Origin of the sequence: Rossellomorea sp. NRS-1567 (assembly GCF_050467885.1) — a bacterium.
Lineage (GTDB): Bacteria > Bacillota > Bacilli > Bacillales > Bacillaceae_B > Rossellomorea > Rossellomorea aquimaris_C.
Window position 1 is genome coordinate 114,314 of the sequence record NZ_JBITPL010000005.1, and the last position, 17,394, is coordinate 131,707.

Here is a 17,394-nt window from a genome sequence, read left to right on the forward strand (position 1 = left end):
CCTCTATTGATCACCTGATACTTTTGCGATTTTCCCTTGCTCGATATAGACGAGTAAAATAGAGATGTCTGCAGGATTCACTCCTGAAATCCGGGAAGCCTGTGCAAGAGAAAGGGGCTGGACCTCGATTAATTTCTGTCTTGCTTCAGATGCTATACCGCTAATGGCACTGTAATCAATGTTTTCAGGAATTCTTTTGTTTTCCATCTTCTTCATTTTATCGACCTGTTGAAGAGATTTTTCAATATAGCCTTCATATTTCACTTGGATTTCAACCTGTTCCTCTACATCGGGATCAAGCTCGATTTCATTTGGAACGAGTGATTTAATGTGACTATAGTTCATTTCAGGGCGCTTCAGAAGATCCGCTGCTAATATGCCGTCTTTCAGCTCACTGCCGCCCGCTTCACGGATAACGGCCTGTGTTTCGTCAGTAGGCTTGATGCGGATTCCTTCCAGGCGTTTTTTCTCTGAAAAGATCGCTTCTTTTTTAGCTGTAAACCGTTCGTATCGATCATCGGAGATTAATCCTATTTTATGACCGATATCAGTCAGGCGAAGATCGGCATTGTCATGACGAAGCAACAGGCGATATTCAGCACGGGAAGTCAATAGACGATACGGTTCGTTCGTCCCTTTTGTCACAAGATCATCGATTAAGACCCCGATATACGCATCAGAGCGGCTTAAGATAACCTCTTCTTTATCCAGGGCACGGCACGCAGCATTGATCCCCGCCATCAGACCTTGTCCAGCTGCTTCTTCATAACCGGACGTTCCGTTGATTTGTCCCGCTGTATAAAGATTTTTTATTTTTTTCGTTTCAAGGGTCGGCCATAATTGAGTAGGTACGATGGAATCATACTCAATGGCATACCCGGCACGCATCATCTGTACTTTCTCAAGACCCGGGATGGTTTGAAGAATCTTTTGTTGTACGTCTTCAGGTAAACTCGTTGATAATCCCTGTACATAGACTTCTTGTGTGTTTCGTCCTTCCGGCTCCAAGAAAATCTGGTGACGCGGTTTATCATGGAAACGCACGACTTTATCCTCAATGGAAGGACAGTAACGCGGTCCTGTTCCTTTAATCATTCCAGAATACATCGGAGAACGATGCAGGTTGTCATCAATCAATTGATGAGTGTGTTCGTTCGTATACGTTAACCAACATGGAAGTTGATCGGTAATATATTTCGTCGTTTCATAGCTGAAGGCACGGGGAACATCATCCCCTGGTTGAATTTCTGTTTTCGAGTAATCGATTGTCGAACTATTCACTCGCGGTGGTGTCCCTGTTTTGAAACGAACAGTATCAAAGCCCAACTCATGTAAATGATCAGAAAGTCTAATGGAAGGTTGTTGATTATTAGGACCGCTTGAATATTTCAGATCTCCTAATATGATTTCACCACGCAGGAATGTTCCGGTTGTGATAACGACTGTTTTGGCGCGGTATGCAGCACCCGTCATCGTTACGACACCTTTACATTCATCATCTTCAACAATCAATTCCTCAACCATTCCTTGAAGCAAGGTCATGTTCGGTTCATTTTCGATCGTACGTTTCATTTCATGCTGATAAAGGAATTTATCCGCCTGAGCCCGTAATGCCCGGACAGCCGGACCTTTTCCTGTATTCAACATTCTCATTTGAATATGTGTTTTATCTATATTACGCCCCATCTCTCCACCAAGAGCGTCAATCTCTCTTACAACGATCCCTTTCGCCGGTCCCCCAACAGATGGATTACATGGCATAAAGGCGACCATATCCAAGTTAATGGTGACCATTAACGTTTTAGCTCCCATACGGGCCGAAGCAAGTCCTGCTTCAACTCCGGCATGGCCAGCACCAATGACAATGACATCATATTGCCCTGCGTCATATTGCATGGTTTATTTTTTCCTCCTTGTAGGACCTTGAATTCAAAGTCCACATTATAATAGTATTTATTTCCCTAAGCAGAATTGAGAAAAGAGCTGATCAATCAGGCTTTCATGAACGCTCTCTCCAATGATTTCACCTAAAAGCTCCCACGTCCTGATTAAGTCAATTTGAGCGATATCGATGGGAGTGCCCATTTCTACGCTATTGATGGCTTCATTAATCGAGAGGGAAGCTTGATTGAGCAGAGCAATGTGACGGCTATTGGACACATATGTCATATCCCCCGATTCAATGGAACCTGCAAAGAATAAAGAAGAAATGGCTTCTTCCAGTTCATCGATCCCTTGCTCTTCAAGTAAAGCCGTTGTGACCAGCTGATGATTTTCCGCCAGTTTTCTTACTTTATCAATATCAATCTTCTGAGGCAGATCCGTTTTGTTCACGATGACAATAACGTCCATTCCTCTTACCGCTTCGAAAAGCTGTTCATCTTCAGGAGTCAATTCGTCCGCATAGTTGAGTACGAGTAAAATTAAATCCGCTTCTTTCAATACTTGTCGTGATCGTTCCACACCGATTCGTTCTACAATATCCTCTGTTTCACGAATCCCGGCTGTATCAACCAGACGTAACGGAACACCGCGTACATTCACGTATTCTTCAATTACATCCCGGGTTGTCCCAGGGATATCGGTTACGATCGCCTTGTTTTCATGAACAAGACTGTTCAATAGAGAGGACTTCCCTACATTTGGCCGTCCGATGATCACGGTAGAAAGACCTTCTCTCAGAATTTTCCCCTGCTCTGATGTTCGGACCAACTTGTCAATTTCGTCACGGACGTGTTTGGATTTCTCCAATAGTACGTGATGCGTCATTTCTTCTACATCATCATACTCCGGATAATCGATATTCACTTCTACATGAGCCAGTGTTTCAAGAATTTCCTGACGAAGCTTTCGAATCAAATTGGAAAGTCGGCCTTCCATTTGATTAAGGGCTACATTCATCGCCCGATCGGTTTTTGCCCGAATAAGATCCATCACCGCTTCTGCCTGGGATAGGTCAATTCGTCCGTTCAAGAACGCCCGTTTCGTAAATTCACCCGGCTCTGCAAGGCGGGCTCCATTTTTCAATACGAGCTGCAATACTTTATTGACCGACACAAGTCCTCCGTGGCAGTTAATTTCTATAATATCTTCACGGGTGAATGTTTTTGGTCCCCTCATGACAGAAACCATGACTTCTTCCACCACTTGCTCTGTGTCCGGATCGATAATATGTCCATAATGAATGGTATGAGAAGCAAATTCTTTCATAGAACTTCCTTTCATACCTTTAAAGACCTTATCACCGATATCGAAGGCTTGATCACCGCTTAAACGCACGATCGCAATCGCCCCCTCACCCATCGGAGTGGAAATAGCAGCAATTGTATCAAACTCCATTGTATTCACCTCTCTTATTTCTTAGTTGATCTATTTATAAATGAATTATAGTAGAGAGCAAAGTTTCCCCAAATTATTAGAATATCACAATCCTATTTAATACTAAAGAAAGGAAACCCTCTATTCGTCACCAAATAATGTTATCCACACAGATAACACTTCATCTCTATTATTTTAACTTATCCACATGTGAATAACAATAAACCGGGATGAAAATAAGAATCCACAGGGTTGCGACGCGGCGACATGGGAAGGAATTTATCGGGGTTGCCTGGATTGCAAAAAAAACGATCCCCCGAAAGGAATCGTCTCTTATTTATTTTGGAGCAATCACAATATAACGATTGGGTTCTCTGCCTTCTGAATGTGTATCAACAGTAGTCGAATCAACTAATGCTGTATGAATCACTTTTCGTTCATAGGAAGGCATGGGTTCTAATGAAACGGAACGATTTGTGCGCAATGCTTTCTCTGCTAATCGTTCCGCCAGGTTTGTTAACGTTTGCTTACGTCTTTCACGATAGTTCTCCGCATCTAAAAGGATGGTAATGAACTGATCGGAAACCCGATTGGCAATCAGTTGAGTTAAATGTTGAAGAGCATTCAACGTTTGTCCTCTTTTTCCTATTAATAGAGCCATTTTTTCACCGGAAATGTTGAACTCAACATCTCTTCCGTCTCTTTTCACTTCGATGGAAGCGTTCACTCCCATTTTATGTGCAACAGATAGAAGAAAATCTTTCGCTTCATTTACCGGATCCATCGCTTTTTTGACTTGAACGACAGCAGGTCTTCCACCAAACAATCCGAACAAGCCTTTTTTACCTTGATCAATGACGTCAATTTCTGCTTCTTCTTTGGTGATATTCAGTTGAGACAAGGCTGATTCAATGGCTTCTTCCACCGTTTGACCAGTTGCTTCTACTTCTCTCACTTTTTCTTTCCTCCCGAATTCCCACCAGCTTTAGCGGTTTGCGCTTCTTTGATTTCAGGTCCTTTAATGAAATACGTTTGAACAATCATAAATAGATTTCCGACTACCCAGTAAAGGGATAGAGCTGCAGGGAAGTTAATCGCAAAAATGATGATCATGACCGGCATGATATAAAGCATCATCGCCATTTGCGGATTTTGATTCGCTGTACCCGCCATCATTAATTTCTGTTGGATAAACGTCGTTATACCTGCTACTAAAGGTAAAATATAGTACGGATCCGGGTTACCAAGATCGAACCACAGGAAATTATGAGCTTTAATTTCTTCTGTTCTCACGATCGCATGGTAGAAACCAATTAAGATCGGCATTTGAACGATCAACGGGAAACAACCCGCCAGCGGATTAACCCCGTGACTTTGGAATAAAGCCATCGTTTCTTGTTGAAGCTTTTGTTGAGTTTGTGCATCTTTAGAGCTATATTTTTCACGCAGCTTTTTCATTTCCGGTTGCAAAGCCTGCATGGCTTTTGAATTTTTCGTTTGTTTAATCATTAATGGCAGAATCGCTAAACGAATGATCAATGTAACAATGACAATGGCCAATCCATAAGAACCGCTCATGAACTCAGCTACCATTGTAATTAATTGTGATAAAGGATAGACAATATATTCATTCCATATTCCGCTACTCTCAGGTGTTATAGGCTGATTATATTCCGTACAACCTGATAGTATAGCCATTAGCCCAATGATTCCCATCAGGGCTATCATTCTCTTTTTCACCCTTAATTTCCTCCCTACTAATATCTTTCAAGTTAAATGTAAAACAAGTCTCTCTACTTAAAAAGTACAATCTCTCGTATTGTAACATCTTTTCATAAGCTTGTGATGACGAAACCTGTCAATATCGTAAAATGTTATGACTTCTTTCTAACATGTTTTCCATTAGAGGATCTTTTCAACACTTTTCCTCTTTTCAGCACATGGGTGAGGCTGCCCTTCACCTCATGGAAATTCATTTCGGCCGCCGGTTTTCTGGCGATGATTAAGTAATCGTACTGATCTTTTACATCTTCTTGTAGTTCTAAGAAAGCCTGTCTGACATATCGTTTAATTTGGTTTCGACAAACAGCGTTTCCGATTTTCTTACTCACGGAGATTCCAATTCGAAATGGTTGAGGCTCCTCTTTCTTCAATAGATATAAGACGAATTGCCGATTGGCAAAGGATGTTCCTTTTTTGAAAATCTCCTGGAACTCTTTATTCTTCTTCACTCTCTGATCTTTCCGCATTGACCACACCTAATTTTCATTTTTGTCTTGATGTATCCTCGACATTATTGGCTCATTCATTTGAAATTATAAGTAATTTTTCTCTTAAAACAAAATACGAACGAGCCAAATCGTCTTTTCACTTGGGATAAAGGAAAAAAAAGACCACTGAGTCAGTTCAGTGGTCTAGGCAGATAATACTTTTCTTCCTTTGCTACGACGACGAGCTAAAACATTACGTCCGTTTTTAGAGCTCATACGTGCACGGAAACCGTGGTTCTTTTTTCTTTTACGATTATTTGGTTGAAACGTTCTTTTCATCTATGACACCTCCCTGAAGGATATCTTTATAAAAGTTAAAGACATTCCTCACTATTATAAAGACGGTACCCATTAAAAGTCAACACTCATATTATTTTTCTTTTTAATTGTTATTTCGGAAATCATTTTAAAGTCTTTTCGCTCTTTACTATTAGCGTGTAGTGGTTGATTTCCGCTCCAGGTGCTCGCTTTCCGCGGGGCGGGCGGTGAGCCTCCTCGGAGCTTCGCACCTGAGGGGTCTCACCTTCCCGCTATTCCCGCAGAAGTCGAGCACCTTCCGCTACAATCAACAAAATTATTTACTATACTTTTTCCAAAACCAATTTATTAAAATCTATGAAAAATGATCATGTACTAATTATTAGGTCCATTTGAACGATTACTTCTACTTCGAATAACTCATCTCCCTGTTTGATCTTTCTCCTTCTACAAATCTTATTTTATTTCTCTATCAAACCTGCCTGTGGATAGGATTCGACACGTTTTTAATTTATCCACAACACATACTGACAACTTTTTCACAAGTTCTTGGGTTGTGGACAATTTCATTCCACAAGGGGTGGGGGCTTGTGGATAAAATTTAAAAAGCATTGCACCGCTAAGGATATTTTGATATGATTATTGTGTTTTCACTCTTGATAACTAGGTTTACGGAAATAACTTATCCACAAAATGTGGATATCATGTGGGTAACTTATACAGAGGGTTTGTAAAACGTTGTCCACAAGTGGTGGATATTGTCGAAAAACCATTTTCTTTCCTTATTATATATATTTTCCACATTCATTGTTTTGTATTTTTATAAAATAGCGAGAGTTTACGGATTTTATAGCATGTAATTGTTGTACAGATGTTATACAAACTGAGAAAAGGAGGGATCAGGATTGGAGAATATCGGGGATCTTTGGAGCAAAGCCTTAGAAAGCATCGAAAAAAAGATAAGTAAACCGAGCTTTGATACTTGGTTAAAATCGACTAAGGCACATTCCATTCAAGGTGACACACTTGTCATTACAGCTCCAAATGAATTTGCACGAGATTGGCTGGAAGGACGCTACTCTCAATTAATCTCCGGGGTTTTGTATGATATTACGGGCGAAGAGTTGGTCGTGAAATTTATCATTCCACAAAATCAGGAGCCGGAAGAATTTGATATTCAATTACCGCCAAAGAAGTCGATGAAAGACGACGAGCAACAGGATATCAATCAAAATATGCTGAATGCAAAATACACATTCGACACCTTTGTTATCGGTTCGGGCAACCGTTTCGCCCATGCCGCATCTTTGGCTGTGGCTGAAGCACCTGCAAAAGCCTATAATCCCTTGTTTATTTATGGTGGAGTAGGACTAGGAAAAACTCACTTAATGCATGCGATCGGACATTATGTACTGGAGCATAATCCTGCTGCTAAAGTGGTTTATCTATCCTCTGAGAAATTCACAAACGAATTCATTAACTCCATTCGTGACAATAAAGCAGTCGATTTCCGCAATAAATACCGCAGCGTTGATGTTTTATTAATAGATGACATTCAATTTTTAGCAGGAAAAGAACAAACGCAAGAGGAATTTTTCCATACTTTTAATACCTTACATGAAGAAAGCAAGCAGATTGTCATTTCAAGTGATCGGCCACCAAAAGAAATTCCGACACTCGAAGACAGACTTCGTTCACGATTTGAATGGGGACTTATTACAGACATAACTCCTCCAGATCTCGAGACGAGAATTGCTATTTTACGAAAAAAGGCAAAGGCTGAAGGATTGGACATTCCAAATGAAGCCATGCTTTATATAGCTAATCAAATCGATTCAAACATTCGTGAGTTAGAGGGCGCTTTAATCCGGGTTGTTGCGTACTCTTCTCTTATAAATAAAGATATTAATGCTGATCTGGCAGCCGAAGCTTTGAAGGATATCATTCCAAGCTCCAAACCACGGGTTATTACCATCCAGGAAATTCAACGTGTCGTTGGGGAGCACTTCAATGTGAAGCTCGAAGACTTTAAAGCGAAGAAACGAACAAAGTCCATCGCGTTTCCACGACAGATCGCTATGTATCTATCCAGGGAGATGACGGATTCTTCACTTCCAAAGATCGGAGAAGAGTTCGGCGGCCGGGATCACACGACCGTCATTCATGCTCATGAGAAGATCAGTACATTGCTGGGGGCGGATGCGCTTCTTCAGCAGCAATTGAAAGAAATTCGTGAGTCTTTAAAGAGTTAATCTTACACACAAAAAAACTGGATAATGTGAATAACTAAGACAAACTAGCACACAGTCTGTCCACATGTGGATAGGCTGTGTTTACGTTGAATTCACACACTTATCCACATATCAACAGGCCCTACTACTTCTATTACTATTTTTAAATAAATTATTAGTATATGATTCAGTCCATAAAATTATGTGCAAATTGGAGGAATAAATCATGAAATTTGTTATTCAAAGGGACTATCTTGTCCAAAGTGTTCAGGATGTCATGAAAGCTGTAACGTCAAGAACAACGATTCCCATTCTTACCGGAATAAAAATCATTGCCACTGAAGATGGCGTAACATTAACAGGCAGTGATTCAGATATTTCAATCGAGTCCTTTATTCCAAATGAAGAAGAGGGTTCAGACATTGTTGAAATCATGGAAACTGGAGGAATTGTTCTTCAGGCTAAGTTCTTCAGTGAGATTGTCAAGAAATTGCCTAAAGATACGGTGGAAATTGAAGTTCAAAATCATTTCCAAACCGTTATTCGTTCAGGGCAGGCAGAATTTAATTTAAACGGGTTAGATCCAGAAGAATACCCGCATCTTCCTCAGATCGAAGAAGGGAACGGGATCAAAGTTTCGACTGATCTCCTGAAAACGATGATTAGACAAACTGTATTCGCAGTGTCCACCTCAGAAACACGCCCCATCTTGACAGGTGTAAACTGTCAGATTGAAAATGGGGAACTGAGCTGTATTGCAACAGATAGTCACCGACTTGCGATGAGAAAGGCACCGATTGAAACCAATAATGATGCTTCTTACAATATTGTGATTCCAGGAAAAAGCTTAAACGAGCTGAATAAAATCCTTGATGATACAGAAGAGCCTGTTGAAATCGTGATCACTGAAAATCAAGTGCTATTCAAAGCGAAACATCTACTATTCTTCTCAAGATTATTAGAAGGGAATTATCCTGATACCAGTCGATTAATTCCTTCTGATACAAAAACAGAGCTAACGCTTAATACGAAAGAATTTTTACAAGCGATAGACCGTGCGTCGCTACTTGCCAGAGAAGGAAGAAACAACGTAGTGAAACTTTCAACTCTGGATGGCGGCATGATTGAGATTTCATCTAACACACCGGAGATCGGGAAAGTAATCGAACAGGTGAAAAGTCAATCCATTGAAGGAGAAGAACTGAAGATTTCCTTTAGTGCAAAATATATGATGGACGCATTAAAAGCCATTGAAGGTACAGAAATCTATGTAAACTTCACCGGGGCCATGAGACCTTTCGTATTGAAACCACTTCATGATGATTCCATTCTTCAACTGATTCTTCCAGTAAGAACGTACTAATGAATAGACAAGAGCCGATGCCTTTCACATGTGGTATTGGCTCTTTTTCTACACTTTATCTGGTAATTGAAGGAATCCCTCTCGTCGATTGCTTTCAAAAATAGCGTCTATTCAATGAAGAATCCAATGATAACAAGGACAAATGGCTCTATGAGTCCTTGCTGATTTTTCGTTAGTTGTGACTTAACTCCATTTAGAGTAAAATAAGATATTAGAGACTTTATACGGAAAGTAGTGATTTTAGTGGCGAAAGAGATCACCATTGAAACGGAAATCATCACGTTGGGACAATTCCTGAAGCTAGCTGAAGTAATTCAGTCCGGCGGGATGGCAAAGTGGTTCTTAAGTGAATATGAAGTATACATAAATGGCGAACAAGACCAAAGAAGAGGAAGAAAACTCACAATTGGTGACACAATTGAAATTCCCGAAGTAGGAGTATTTGTGGTTGCTGGAGAATAATAAAGGGTGTTATTTCCATGTACATTGAACAATTAGAATTAAGAAACTATCGAAATTACGAATCAATCGACGTGAGTTTCGAAAATAAGGTGAACGTAATTCTTGGAGAGAATGCTCAAGGAAAGACGAATATTATGGAGTCTATCTATGTACTGGCAATGGCTAAATCCCACCGGACCTCAAATGATAAAGATTTAATCCGTTGGGACGAGGAATATGCTAAAATAAAAGGTAGGATTCAGAAATATAACGGTGCGTTACCATTGGAGCTTATCCTCTCGAAAAAGGGAAAAAAAGCGAAAAGCAATCACCTTGAGCAATCTAAATTAAGTCAATATGTCGGCAATATGAATGTTGTCATGTTTGCGCCTGAAGATCTCCATTTAGTAAAAGGGAGCCCTCAAGTAAGGCGTCGTTTTATTGATATGGAAATCGGTCAGGTTTCTCCTGTTTATTTACATGATATCAGCCTTTATCAAAAAATATTACAGCAACGGAACCATTATCTGAAACAATTGCAAACGAGAAAACAAAAAGACCAGACCATGCTGGATGTCTTGACGGAACAGTTCATAGAGATGGCTGTGAAAATTACGAAAAAGCGCTTTGAATTCGTTCAGCTATTAGAAAGTTGGGCAAAACCGATCCATTCCGGGATTTCAAGGAACTTAGAAACCTTAGAAATCGTATATAAACCGTCTTTAGATGTATCAGATAATCAAGAATGGTCAAAAATGGTAGATATATATGAGCAGAAATTTGATGGTATCCGCGAGCGGGAAATTGATCGCGGTGTGACCCTGATTGGACCACATCGGGACGATCTTCAATTTATTGTGAATGGACGGGATGTTCAAACATTCGGATCGCAGGGGCAGCAACGGACAACGGCCCTCTCTGTGAAGCTTGCAGAAATTGAGCTGATTCATTCTGAAATCAAAGAATATCCCATCTTACTTCTTGATGACGTCTTGTCAGAATTAGATGATTATCGACAGTCACATTTATTAAATACCATCCAGGGAAAAGTTCAAACCTTTGTCACGACGACAAACGTGGATGGGATTGATCATCAAACCTTAAACGAAGCGACTACTTTTGAAGTGGAAGCCGGATCAATGAAAAGATTGAAATGAGGTGTTACCTTGTACATACATGTTGGAGAAGATGTCATGGTACGTACAGATGAAATCATCGCTATTATTGATCGAGACACCGTTCAATTTTCAGAAGAAATTCAACACTTTTTAAAAACGAAAGATAAAAACCTTTGTAATCTTGCAAAGGGTTCATATAAATCTCTTGTGATCACGTCGAATCAGTTGTATCTTTCACCACTGGCATCAAGTACGTTAAAGAAACGATCAAAGAAATACTCAAACTATGAGAATTTATTATAGAAATATAAAGCCCTGAGGTTAGAAAGTGTAGGTGAATCAGTATGGCTATGGAACAAAAACAAGGTCAATCCTATGATGAAAATCAGATTCAGGTTTTAGAAGGATTAGAGGCCGTTCGTAAAAGACCTGGTATGTATATTGGATCAACAAGCGGAAGAGGTTTACATCATTTGGTGTGGGAGATTGTTGATAACAGTATCGATGAAGCGTTAGCCGGTTACTGTAATGAAATCGAAGTCATTATCGAAGAGGATAACAGCATTACTGTTACAGATAATGGCCGTGGTATCCCTGTCGGTATTCACGAAAAAATGGGACGTCCTGCCGTTGAGGTAATCATGACGGTCCTTCACGCCGGTGGTAAGTTCGGCGGCGGTGGATATAAAGTATCAGGAGGTCTCCACGGAGTTGGGGCATCAGTAGTAAATGCTCTTTCCACAGAACTTGAAGTCCATGTTCATCGTGATGGAAACATCTATTATCAAAAATTCGAAAAAGGTGTTCCGAGCTTCGATCTTAAGGTGATCGGAGAAACAGAAAAGACGGGAACGATCATTCACTTCACTCCAGATCCTGAAATCTTTACTGAAACGACGGAATACGAATATGACATACTTGCAAACCGTATTCGCGAACTGGCTTTCTTAAACAGAGGGATCCAAATCAGCATTGAAGATAAGCGCGGAGAAGGGAAACGAAGAGATTACCATTATGAAGGTGGAATTAAGTCCTACGTTGAACATCTTAATCGTTCTAAAGAAGTCATCCATGAAGAACCAATCTACATTGAAGGCGAGAAAGATGATATTACGATTGAAATCGCCATTCAATATAACGATGGTTTCGCAAGTAATCTCTATTCCTTCGCCAATAACATCCATACTCATGAAGGTGGAACCCATGAGTCCGGATTTAAAACGGCTTTAACGAGAGTCATTAACGACTATGCCCGAAAAAATCACGTGTTTAAAGAGAGCGATGCGAATCTTTCAGGGGAAGATGTTCGTGAAGGATTAACAGCGATCATCTCGATTAAACATCCTGATCCCCAATTCGAAGGTCAGACAAAAACAAAGCTCGGAAACTCAGAAGCAAGAACGATTACCGATTCCCTTTTCTCCGAGCATTTAGAAACATTCTTACTTGAAAACCCGGTTGTCGCTCGAAAAGTGGTAGAAAAAGGACTAATGGCTGCACGTGCCCGACTGGCTGCGAAAAAGGCAAGGGAGCTTACCCGTCGTAAGAGCGCCCTGGAAATCTCCAGCTTACCTGGTAAATTAGCAGACTGTTCTTCTAAAGACCCAAGCATCAGTGAAATCTACGTGGTTGAGGGTGACTCAGCCGGCGGATCTGCTAAACAAGGCCGGGATCGTCACTTCCAAGCCATCCTTCCCTTGCGTGGTAAAATCATCAACGTAGAAAAAGCACGTCTGGATAAGATCCTTTCTAATAACGAGGTTCGTGCGATTATTACAGCTCTCGGGACGGGGATTGGAGAAGACTTCAATCTGGCTAAAGCGAGATACCATAAAATCGTGATCATGACCGATGCCGACGTCGATGGCGCTCATATTCGTACGCTATTATTAACGTTCTTCTATCGTTACATGAGAAACATCATTGAAGCAGGCTATATCTACATCGCTCAACCACCTTTGTACAAAATACAACAAGGGAAGAAAATCGAGTATGCCTACAATGATAAAGAACTGGATCGCATACTTGCAGAAATCTCCCCGACGCCTAAACCTGGCATCCAGCGTTACAAAGGTCTTGGAGAGATGAACCCTGAACAACTATGGGAAACAACAATGGATCCGGAATCAAGAACCCTGCTGCAAGTAAGCCTTCAAGATGCGATCGAAGCTGACGAAACCTTTGATATCCTGATGGGTGACAAAGTAGAGCCAAGACGTAACTTCATCGAAGAAAACGCAGCGTACGTTAAGAACCTGGATATCTAAAATAAAACAATACAGGATAGACCATGTGCTATCCTGTCTTTTACATAGCGGACAAGGTAAAGAATGAGAAAGGTATAAATCTTTCTTTAAAAGGAGGTCCCTTTTACTATGGCAGAAATACCAAGATCGAATGTTAAAGAAATTAATATAAGTAGTGAAATGCGCTCGTCTTTCCTGGATTATGCGATGAGTGTTATCGTTTCTCGTGCACTACCGGATGCACGTGACGGCCTGAAACCTGTCCATCGTCGTATTCTGTATGCGATGAATGACCTGGGGATGACGGCTGAAAAAGCATACAAGAAATCAGCCCGTATCGTCGGTGAAGTAATCGGTAAGTATCACCCCCACGGTGACTCAGCTGTTTATGACACAATGGTGCGTATGGCACAGGATTTCAACTATCGTTATATGCTTGTGGACGGTCATGGTAACTTCGGTTCCGTTGATGGAGACGCAGCTGCGGCCATGCGTTACACAGAAGCACGTATGTCCAAAATCTCGATGGAGCTCATTCGTGATATTAATAAAGATACAATTGATTATAAAGATAACTATGATGGTACCGAGAGAGAGCCGGAAGTGTTACCTGCCCGTTTCCCTAACCTATTAGTAAACGGTTCTTCAGGTATCGCAGTAGGAATGGCAACGAACATTCCACCTCATAATCTTGGAGAAGTCATCGATGGAATCCTTGCATTAAGTAAAGATCCCGACATTACGATTCAAGAGCTGATGGAATTCATCTATGGACCTGATTTCCCTACTGCAGGGCTAATTGTAGGAAGAAGCGGGATCCGTCGTGCCTATGAAACAGGTAAAGGTTCCATCACCATGCGGGCCCGTGTGGAAATTGAACAAAAAAGCAACGGAAAAGAAACGATTATCGTTCATCAAATTCCTTATCAAGTAAATAAAGCGAGACTGATCGAGAAAATTGCCGATCTTGTTCGTGATAAGAAGATTGATGGGATCACAGATTTACGTGATGAATCGGACCGTAATGGTATGCGTGTCGTGATTGAAGTGAGAAAAGATGCGAATGCGAACGTCTTGCTTAATAATCTCTATAAGCAAACAGCCCTTCAAACCAGCTTCGGTATCAACCTTTTGGCACTTGTTGATGGCCAGCCAAAGGTATTGAATTTAAAAGAGTGCCTATATCATTATTTACAACATCAACGCGTCGTCATTCGTCGTAGAACGGAATTCGAATTACGCAAAGCTGAAGCAAGAGCTCATATTTTAGAAGGACTGCGTATCGCCTTAGATCATATTGATGAAATCATTACCCTTATCCGTGGCTCTCAAACTACGGAACTTGCGAAACAAGGTTTGATGGAGAACTTCTCCCTTTCTGACAAACAAGCTCAAGCAATCCTGGATATGCGTCTTCAACGTTTAACCGGTTTAGAACGAGAAAAAATTGAAGACGAGTATCAAGAATTATTGAAGCAGATTGCAGAATTGAAAGCGATCTTAGCAGATGATGAAAAAGTCCTCGAAATCATTCGTGAAGAGCTTATCGAAATCAAAGAACGCTTCAATGATGAAAGAAGATCAGAAATCGTAGCGGGTGGAATTGAGAATATTGAAGATGAAGACTTAATTCCAAGAGAGAACATTGTTGTATCTCTTACTCATAACGGATACATCAAGCGCCTGCCTGTCTCAACCTACCGCAGTCAAAAGCGTGGAGGAAGAGGAATCCAGGGAATGGGTACCAATGATGAAGACTTTGTTGAAAACTTACTGACAACGTCAACTCATGATACGATTCTATTCTTTACAAACAAAGGAAAAGCATACCGTGCGAAAGGGTATGAAATTCCTGAATTCAGTCGTACAGCTAAAGGACTTCCGATCATCAACCTGCTCGGGGTAGAAAAAGATGAGTGGATCAATGCCATGATTCGAGTGGAAGAATTCGTGGACGACTGGTACTTATTCTTTACTACGAAGCAAGGAATCTCAAAACGTACGCCAGTATCAGATTTCGCCAATATCCGTACGAACGGTCTAATCGCCATTAACCTTCGGGAAAACGATGAGCTCATTTCCGTCAAACTGACCGATGGAGAGAAAGATATGATCATCGGAACGAAAAAAGGTATGCTCATTCGTTTCCCTGAAACGGATGTTCGTTCAATGGGAAGAACTGCTACAGGGGTAAAAGGAATTAACCTGAGTGATGATGACATTGTTGTAGGAATGGAAATTCTGGAAGAGAAGAGCGATGTCTTAGTTGTAACGGTAAATGGTTACGGTAAACGTACTCCTGCCAGTGAATATAGAGTTCAAACACGTGGGGGTAAAGGCTTAAAAACATGTAATGTAACGGAACGTAACGGAGAGCTGGTGTCTGTTAAAGCCGTAACAGGTGAAGAAGACTTAATGATCATCACGGCACATGGTGTCCTTATCCGTATGGATGTAAATGATATTTCCACTACAGGCCGTAATACTCAAGGAGTTAAACTGATCCGTCTTCAAGAAAGCGAATTTGTTTCAACCGTTGCCAAGGTTGAAAAAGAGGATGAAGAAGAAACGGAAGCACCAGTTGAAACTGCTGAAGGAATGGAACAACCAGATAGCGAAGATCAAACATCTTCTGAAGATGTAGAAGATGTAATTGATGATACAGAAGAATAAATGAACAAGTAAGCTGTTTCCAGTAATGAAACTCTCATACTGGAAACAGCTTTTTTTTGCGAAAAAACAACTATAACCTGTTAAATTTGGTAAAATAAACTAGAAGAAAAGGTGAGAAGTGAGGTGTTCATAGTTGAAGGTACATCGTGGAGAGATACAGTTAGGATGCATCGTAGCAGAAGATATTATGGGAATGGCAGCCAATCCTATTATTCCAAAGAATACAGTAATAGAAGAAGAACATCTAAATATTCTTCAAGCATTCCATATAACAGAGCTCATAATAGAAAAAACAAAAGCGGATGGACGTCCATTTAGAACCCCGGTCTCTACTGATAAGGAGATAGTGGAGGAAGAAAACAATGAGCCAGTCGGATTCATCGATCTCTATTTACTGACGATCAAGGAATTCAAGAAAGAATTCATGAACTGGCAATCAGGAACGTCTGTTAATGTTGCAAGGGTGAGAGAGTTACTGCTGCCGGTGATCCAAACGGTAGAACAGAACCCTACATATGTATACTCACTTCATCAATATTGTACGAAAAAGGATTATCTTTTTCACCATGCCATTTCAGTGGGTATCATAAGTGCCATGCTGGGAAAGAAGTTAGGCTTGAACCCTGGTCAGGTGAACCAGCTGGCTTTAGCGGGTGTCTTGGCAGACTGCGGAATGGCCAAGGTGAGTCCACACATATTAACGAAAGAACAGCCTTTAACAGAGAGCGAATTTAAAGAAGTAAAGCTTCATACAGCCAACGGATATAAAATGGTTAAAGACACTCCATTGTTAAAAACGGAAACAAAACTGGCAATCTTTCAACATCATGAACGATTTGATGGTACCGGCTACCCGGCATCCGAGAAAAATAATCGTATTCATCTTTACTCTCAGATTGTTGGAATCGCCGATGTTTTTCATGCCATGACATCAGAAAGAATATATAGAAGCAAGCAGCCTGTATTCAAGGTGCTGGATATGATCAGTGAAGATTTATTTGGTAAATTCGATATTAAAGTCGTTAATGGTCTTCTTCAACTACTGGGAGATCTAAGGACAGGCACCTCAGTAAGGCTATCAACCGGCCAGTACGGAGAAGTCATGTATACCAAGCCAAACGCATATACAAAGCCCATCGTAAAGATAAATAAAACGGAAGAACTCGTAGACCTGTCTCGGCAAAAAGAGATTTATATATCAGAAGTTTTCGTTTAGAAATCAAGCATGTTTAAAATCAGTCATACCAGCGTATTAAGTAAACCTTAGGTTAGGTAACTAATCTTTGGTTTATTTATTTAGATTTACCTCTTGCAAACCTGTCCAATAGTATGTATAATATTATTTGTTGTCCGAAAGGCATTACATAACTGTTTCAGAAATAAACTTTTCTAAAATAATAAAAATACCTTGACGGTAACGACAGTAAATGATATATTATAAAGGTCGCTTCAAACGAAGCGCTTACACATTGAACC

Annotated in this window: 14 protein-coding genes; 8 read left to right on the plus strand and 6 right to left on the minus strand. The window is 40.6% G+C overall.

What is annotated here, in order from left to right; translation table 11 throughout:
- Positions 1 to 3 precede the first annotated feature (3 nt).
- The 6 genes from mnmG to rpmH all read right to left on the minus strand — a co-directional run bounded on the left by mnmG (position 4) and on the right by rpmH (position 5,867).
- The gene (mnmG, locus tag ACIFOD_RS03830) at positions 4 to 1,896 is read right to left on the minus strand and encodes a tRNA uridine-5-carboxymethylaminomethyl(34) synthesis enzyme MnmG (protein WP_430313516.1); all 1,893 of its coding nucleotides are present in this window, start codon (positions 1,894 to 1,896) and stop codon (positions 4 to 6) included.
- 57 nt (positions 1,897 to 1,953) lie between these two features.
- Positions 1,954 to 3,339, minus strand: coding sequence for a tRNA uridine-5-carboxymethylaminomethyl(34) synthesis GTPase MnmE (gene mnmE, locus ACIFOD_RS03835; protein ID WP_430313517.1), 1,386 nt, complete (start codon positions 3,337 to 3,339; stop codon positions 1,954 to 1,956).
- 316 nt (positions 3,340 to 3,655) lie between these two features.
- Entirely contained in the window at positions 3,656 to 4,273 is a 618-nt protein-coding gene (gene jag, locus ACIFOD_RS03840) for an RNA-binding cell elongation regulator Jag/EloR (RefSeq protein ID WP_430313518.1), read from the minus strand.
- A complete protein-coding gene (gene spoIIIJ, locus ACIFOD_RS03845) occupies positions 4,270 to 5,058 on the minus strand; it encodes a YidC family membrane integrase SpoIIIJ (protein ID WP_113969418.1) in 789 nt (262 codons plus the stop codon). The genes jag and spoIIIJ overlap by 4 nt, the downstream gene beginning before the upstream one ends.
- Positions 5,059 to 5,192: 134 nt before the next feature.
- Positions 5,193 to 5,567, minus strand: a complete 375-nt coding sequence (rnpA, locus tag ACIFOD_RS03850; RefSeq protein WP_324746163.1) for a ribonuclease P protein component — start codon at positions 5,565 to 5,567, stop codon at positions 5,193 to 5,195.
- 165 nt (positions 5,568 to 5,732) lie between these two features.
- Positions 5,733 to 5,867, minus strand: a complete 135-nt coding sequence (gene rpmH, locus ACIFOD_RS03855) for a 50S ribosomal protein L34 (protein ID WP_034764748.1) — start codon at positions 5,865 to 5,867, stop codon at positions 5,733 to 5,735.
- Between the two features lie 884 nt (positions 5,868 to 6,751).
- On the opposite strand from rpmH, the gene dnaA reads away from it, so the two are divergent.
- From dnaA to ACIFOD_RS03895, 8 genes are all read left to right on the plus strand, one after another.
- On the plus strand, positions 6,752 to 8,098 hold the full coding sequence (gene dnaA / locus ACIFOD_RS03860; RefSeq protein WP_324746165.1) for a chromosomal replication initiator protein DnaA: 1,347 nt from the start codon (positions 6,752 to 6,754) through the stop codon (positions 8,096 to 8,098).
- A 205-nt stretch (positions 8,099 to 8,303) separates the two neighbouring features.
- Entirely contained in the window at positions 8,304 to 9,440 is a 1,137-nt protein-coding gene (gene dnaN / locus ACIFOD_RS03865) for a DNA polymerase III subunit beta (protein ID WP_430313519.1), read from the plus strand.
- A 243-nt stretch (positions 9,441 to 9,683) separates the two neighbouring features.
- Positions 9,684 to 9,902 carry a S4 domain-containing protein YaaA gene (yaaA, locus tag ACIFOD_RS03870; protein WP_044340280.1) on the plus strand — a complete coding sequence of 73 codons (219 nt, stop codon included), beginning with the start codon at positions 9,684 to 9,686 and terminating at the stop codon, positions 9,900 to 9,902.
- Positions 9,903 to 9,919: 17 nt separating this feature from the next.
- On the plus strand, positions 9,920 to 11,038 hold the full coding sequence (gene recF / locus ACIFOD_RS03875; protein ID WP_113969422.1) for a DNA replication/repair protein RecF: 1,119 nt from the start codon (positions 9,920 to 9,922) through the stop codon (positions 11,036 to 11,038).
- A gap of 9 nt (positions 11,039 to 11,047) precedes the next feature.
- Positions 11,048 to 11,302, plus strand: a complete 255-nt coding sequence (remB, locus tag ACIFOD_RS03880; RefSeq protein ID WP_113969423.1) for an extracellular matrix regulator RemB — start codon at positions 11,048 to 11,050, stop codon at positions 11,300 to 11,302.
- A gap of 47 nt (positions 11,303 to 11,349) precedes the next feature.
- A complete protein-coding gene (gene gyrB / locus ACIFOD_RS03885; protein WP_397553763.1) occupies positions 11,350 to 13,266 on the plus strand; it encodes a DNA topoisomerase (ATP-hydrolyzing) subunit B in 1,917 nt (638 codons plus the stop codon).
- 108 nt (positions 13,267 to 13,374) lie between these two features.
- Positions 13,375 to 15,918, plus strand: a complete 2,544-nt coding sequence (gyrA, locus tag ACIFOD_RS03890) for a DNA gyrase subunit A (RefSeq protein ID WP_430313520.1) — start codon at positions 13,375 to 13,377, stop codon at positions 15,916 to 15,918.
- 133 nt (positions 15,919 to 16,051) lie between these two features.
- Positions 16,052 to 17,134 (plus strand): HD-GYP domain-containing protein, encoded by a 1,083-nt coding sequence (locus tag ACIFOD_RS03895; protein ID WP_430313521.1) that lies wholly within the window; start codon positions 16,052 to 16,054, stop codon positions 17,132 to 17,134.
- Positions 17,135 to 17,394: the final 260 nt, after the last annotated feature.

What these genes read in the sequence shown, in the direction of transcription:
- mnmE (WP_430313517.1), bottom strand. Translation starts at nt 3,339, where the DNA reads ATGGAGTTTGATACAATTGCTGCTATTTCCACTCCGATGGGTGAGGGG.
- mnmG (WP_430313516.1), bottom strand. Translation starts at nt 1,896, where the DNA reads ATGCAATATGACGCAGGGCAATATGATGTCATTGTCATTGGTGCTGGC.
- gyrA (WP_430313520.1), top strand. Translation starts at nt 13,375, where the DNA reads ATGGCAGAAATACCAAGATCGAATGTTAAAGAAATTAATATAAGTAGT.
- rnpA (WP_324746163.1), bottom strand. Translation starts at nt 5,567, where the DNA reads ATGCGGAAAGATCAGAGAGTGAAGAAGAATAAAGAGTTCCAGGAGATT.
- recF (WP_113969422.1), top strand. Translation starts at nt 9,920, where the DNA reads ATGTACATTGAACAATTAGAATTAAGAAACTATCGAAATTACGAATCA.
- dnaN (WP_430313519.1), top strand. Translation starts at nt 8,304, where the DNA reads ATGAAATTTGTTATTCAAAGGGACTATCTTGTCCAAAGTGTTCAGGAT.
- gyrB (WP_397553763.1), top strand. Translation starts at nt 11,350, where the DNA reads ATGGAACAAAAACAAGGTCAATCCTATGATGAAAATCAGATTCAGGTT.
- rpmH (WP_034764748.1), bottom strand. Translation starts at nt 5,867, where the DNA reads ATGAAAAGAACGTTTCAACCAAATAATCGTAAAAGAAAAAAGAACCAC.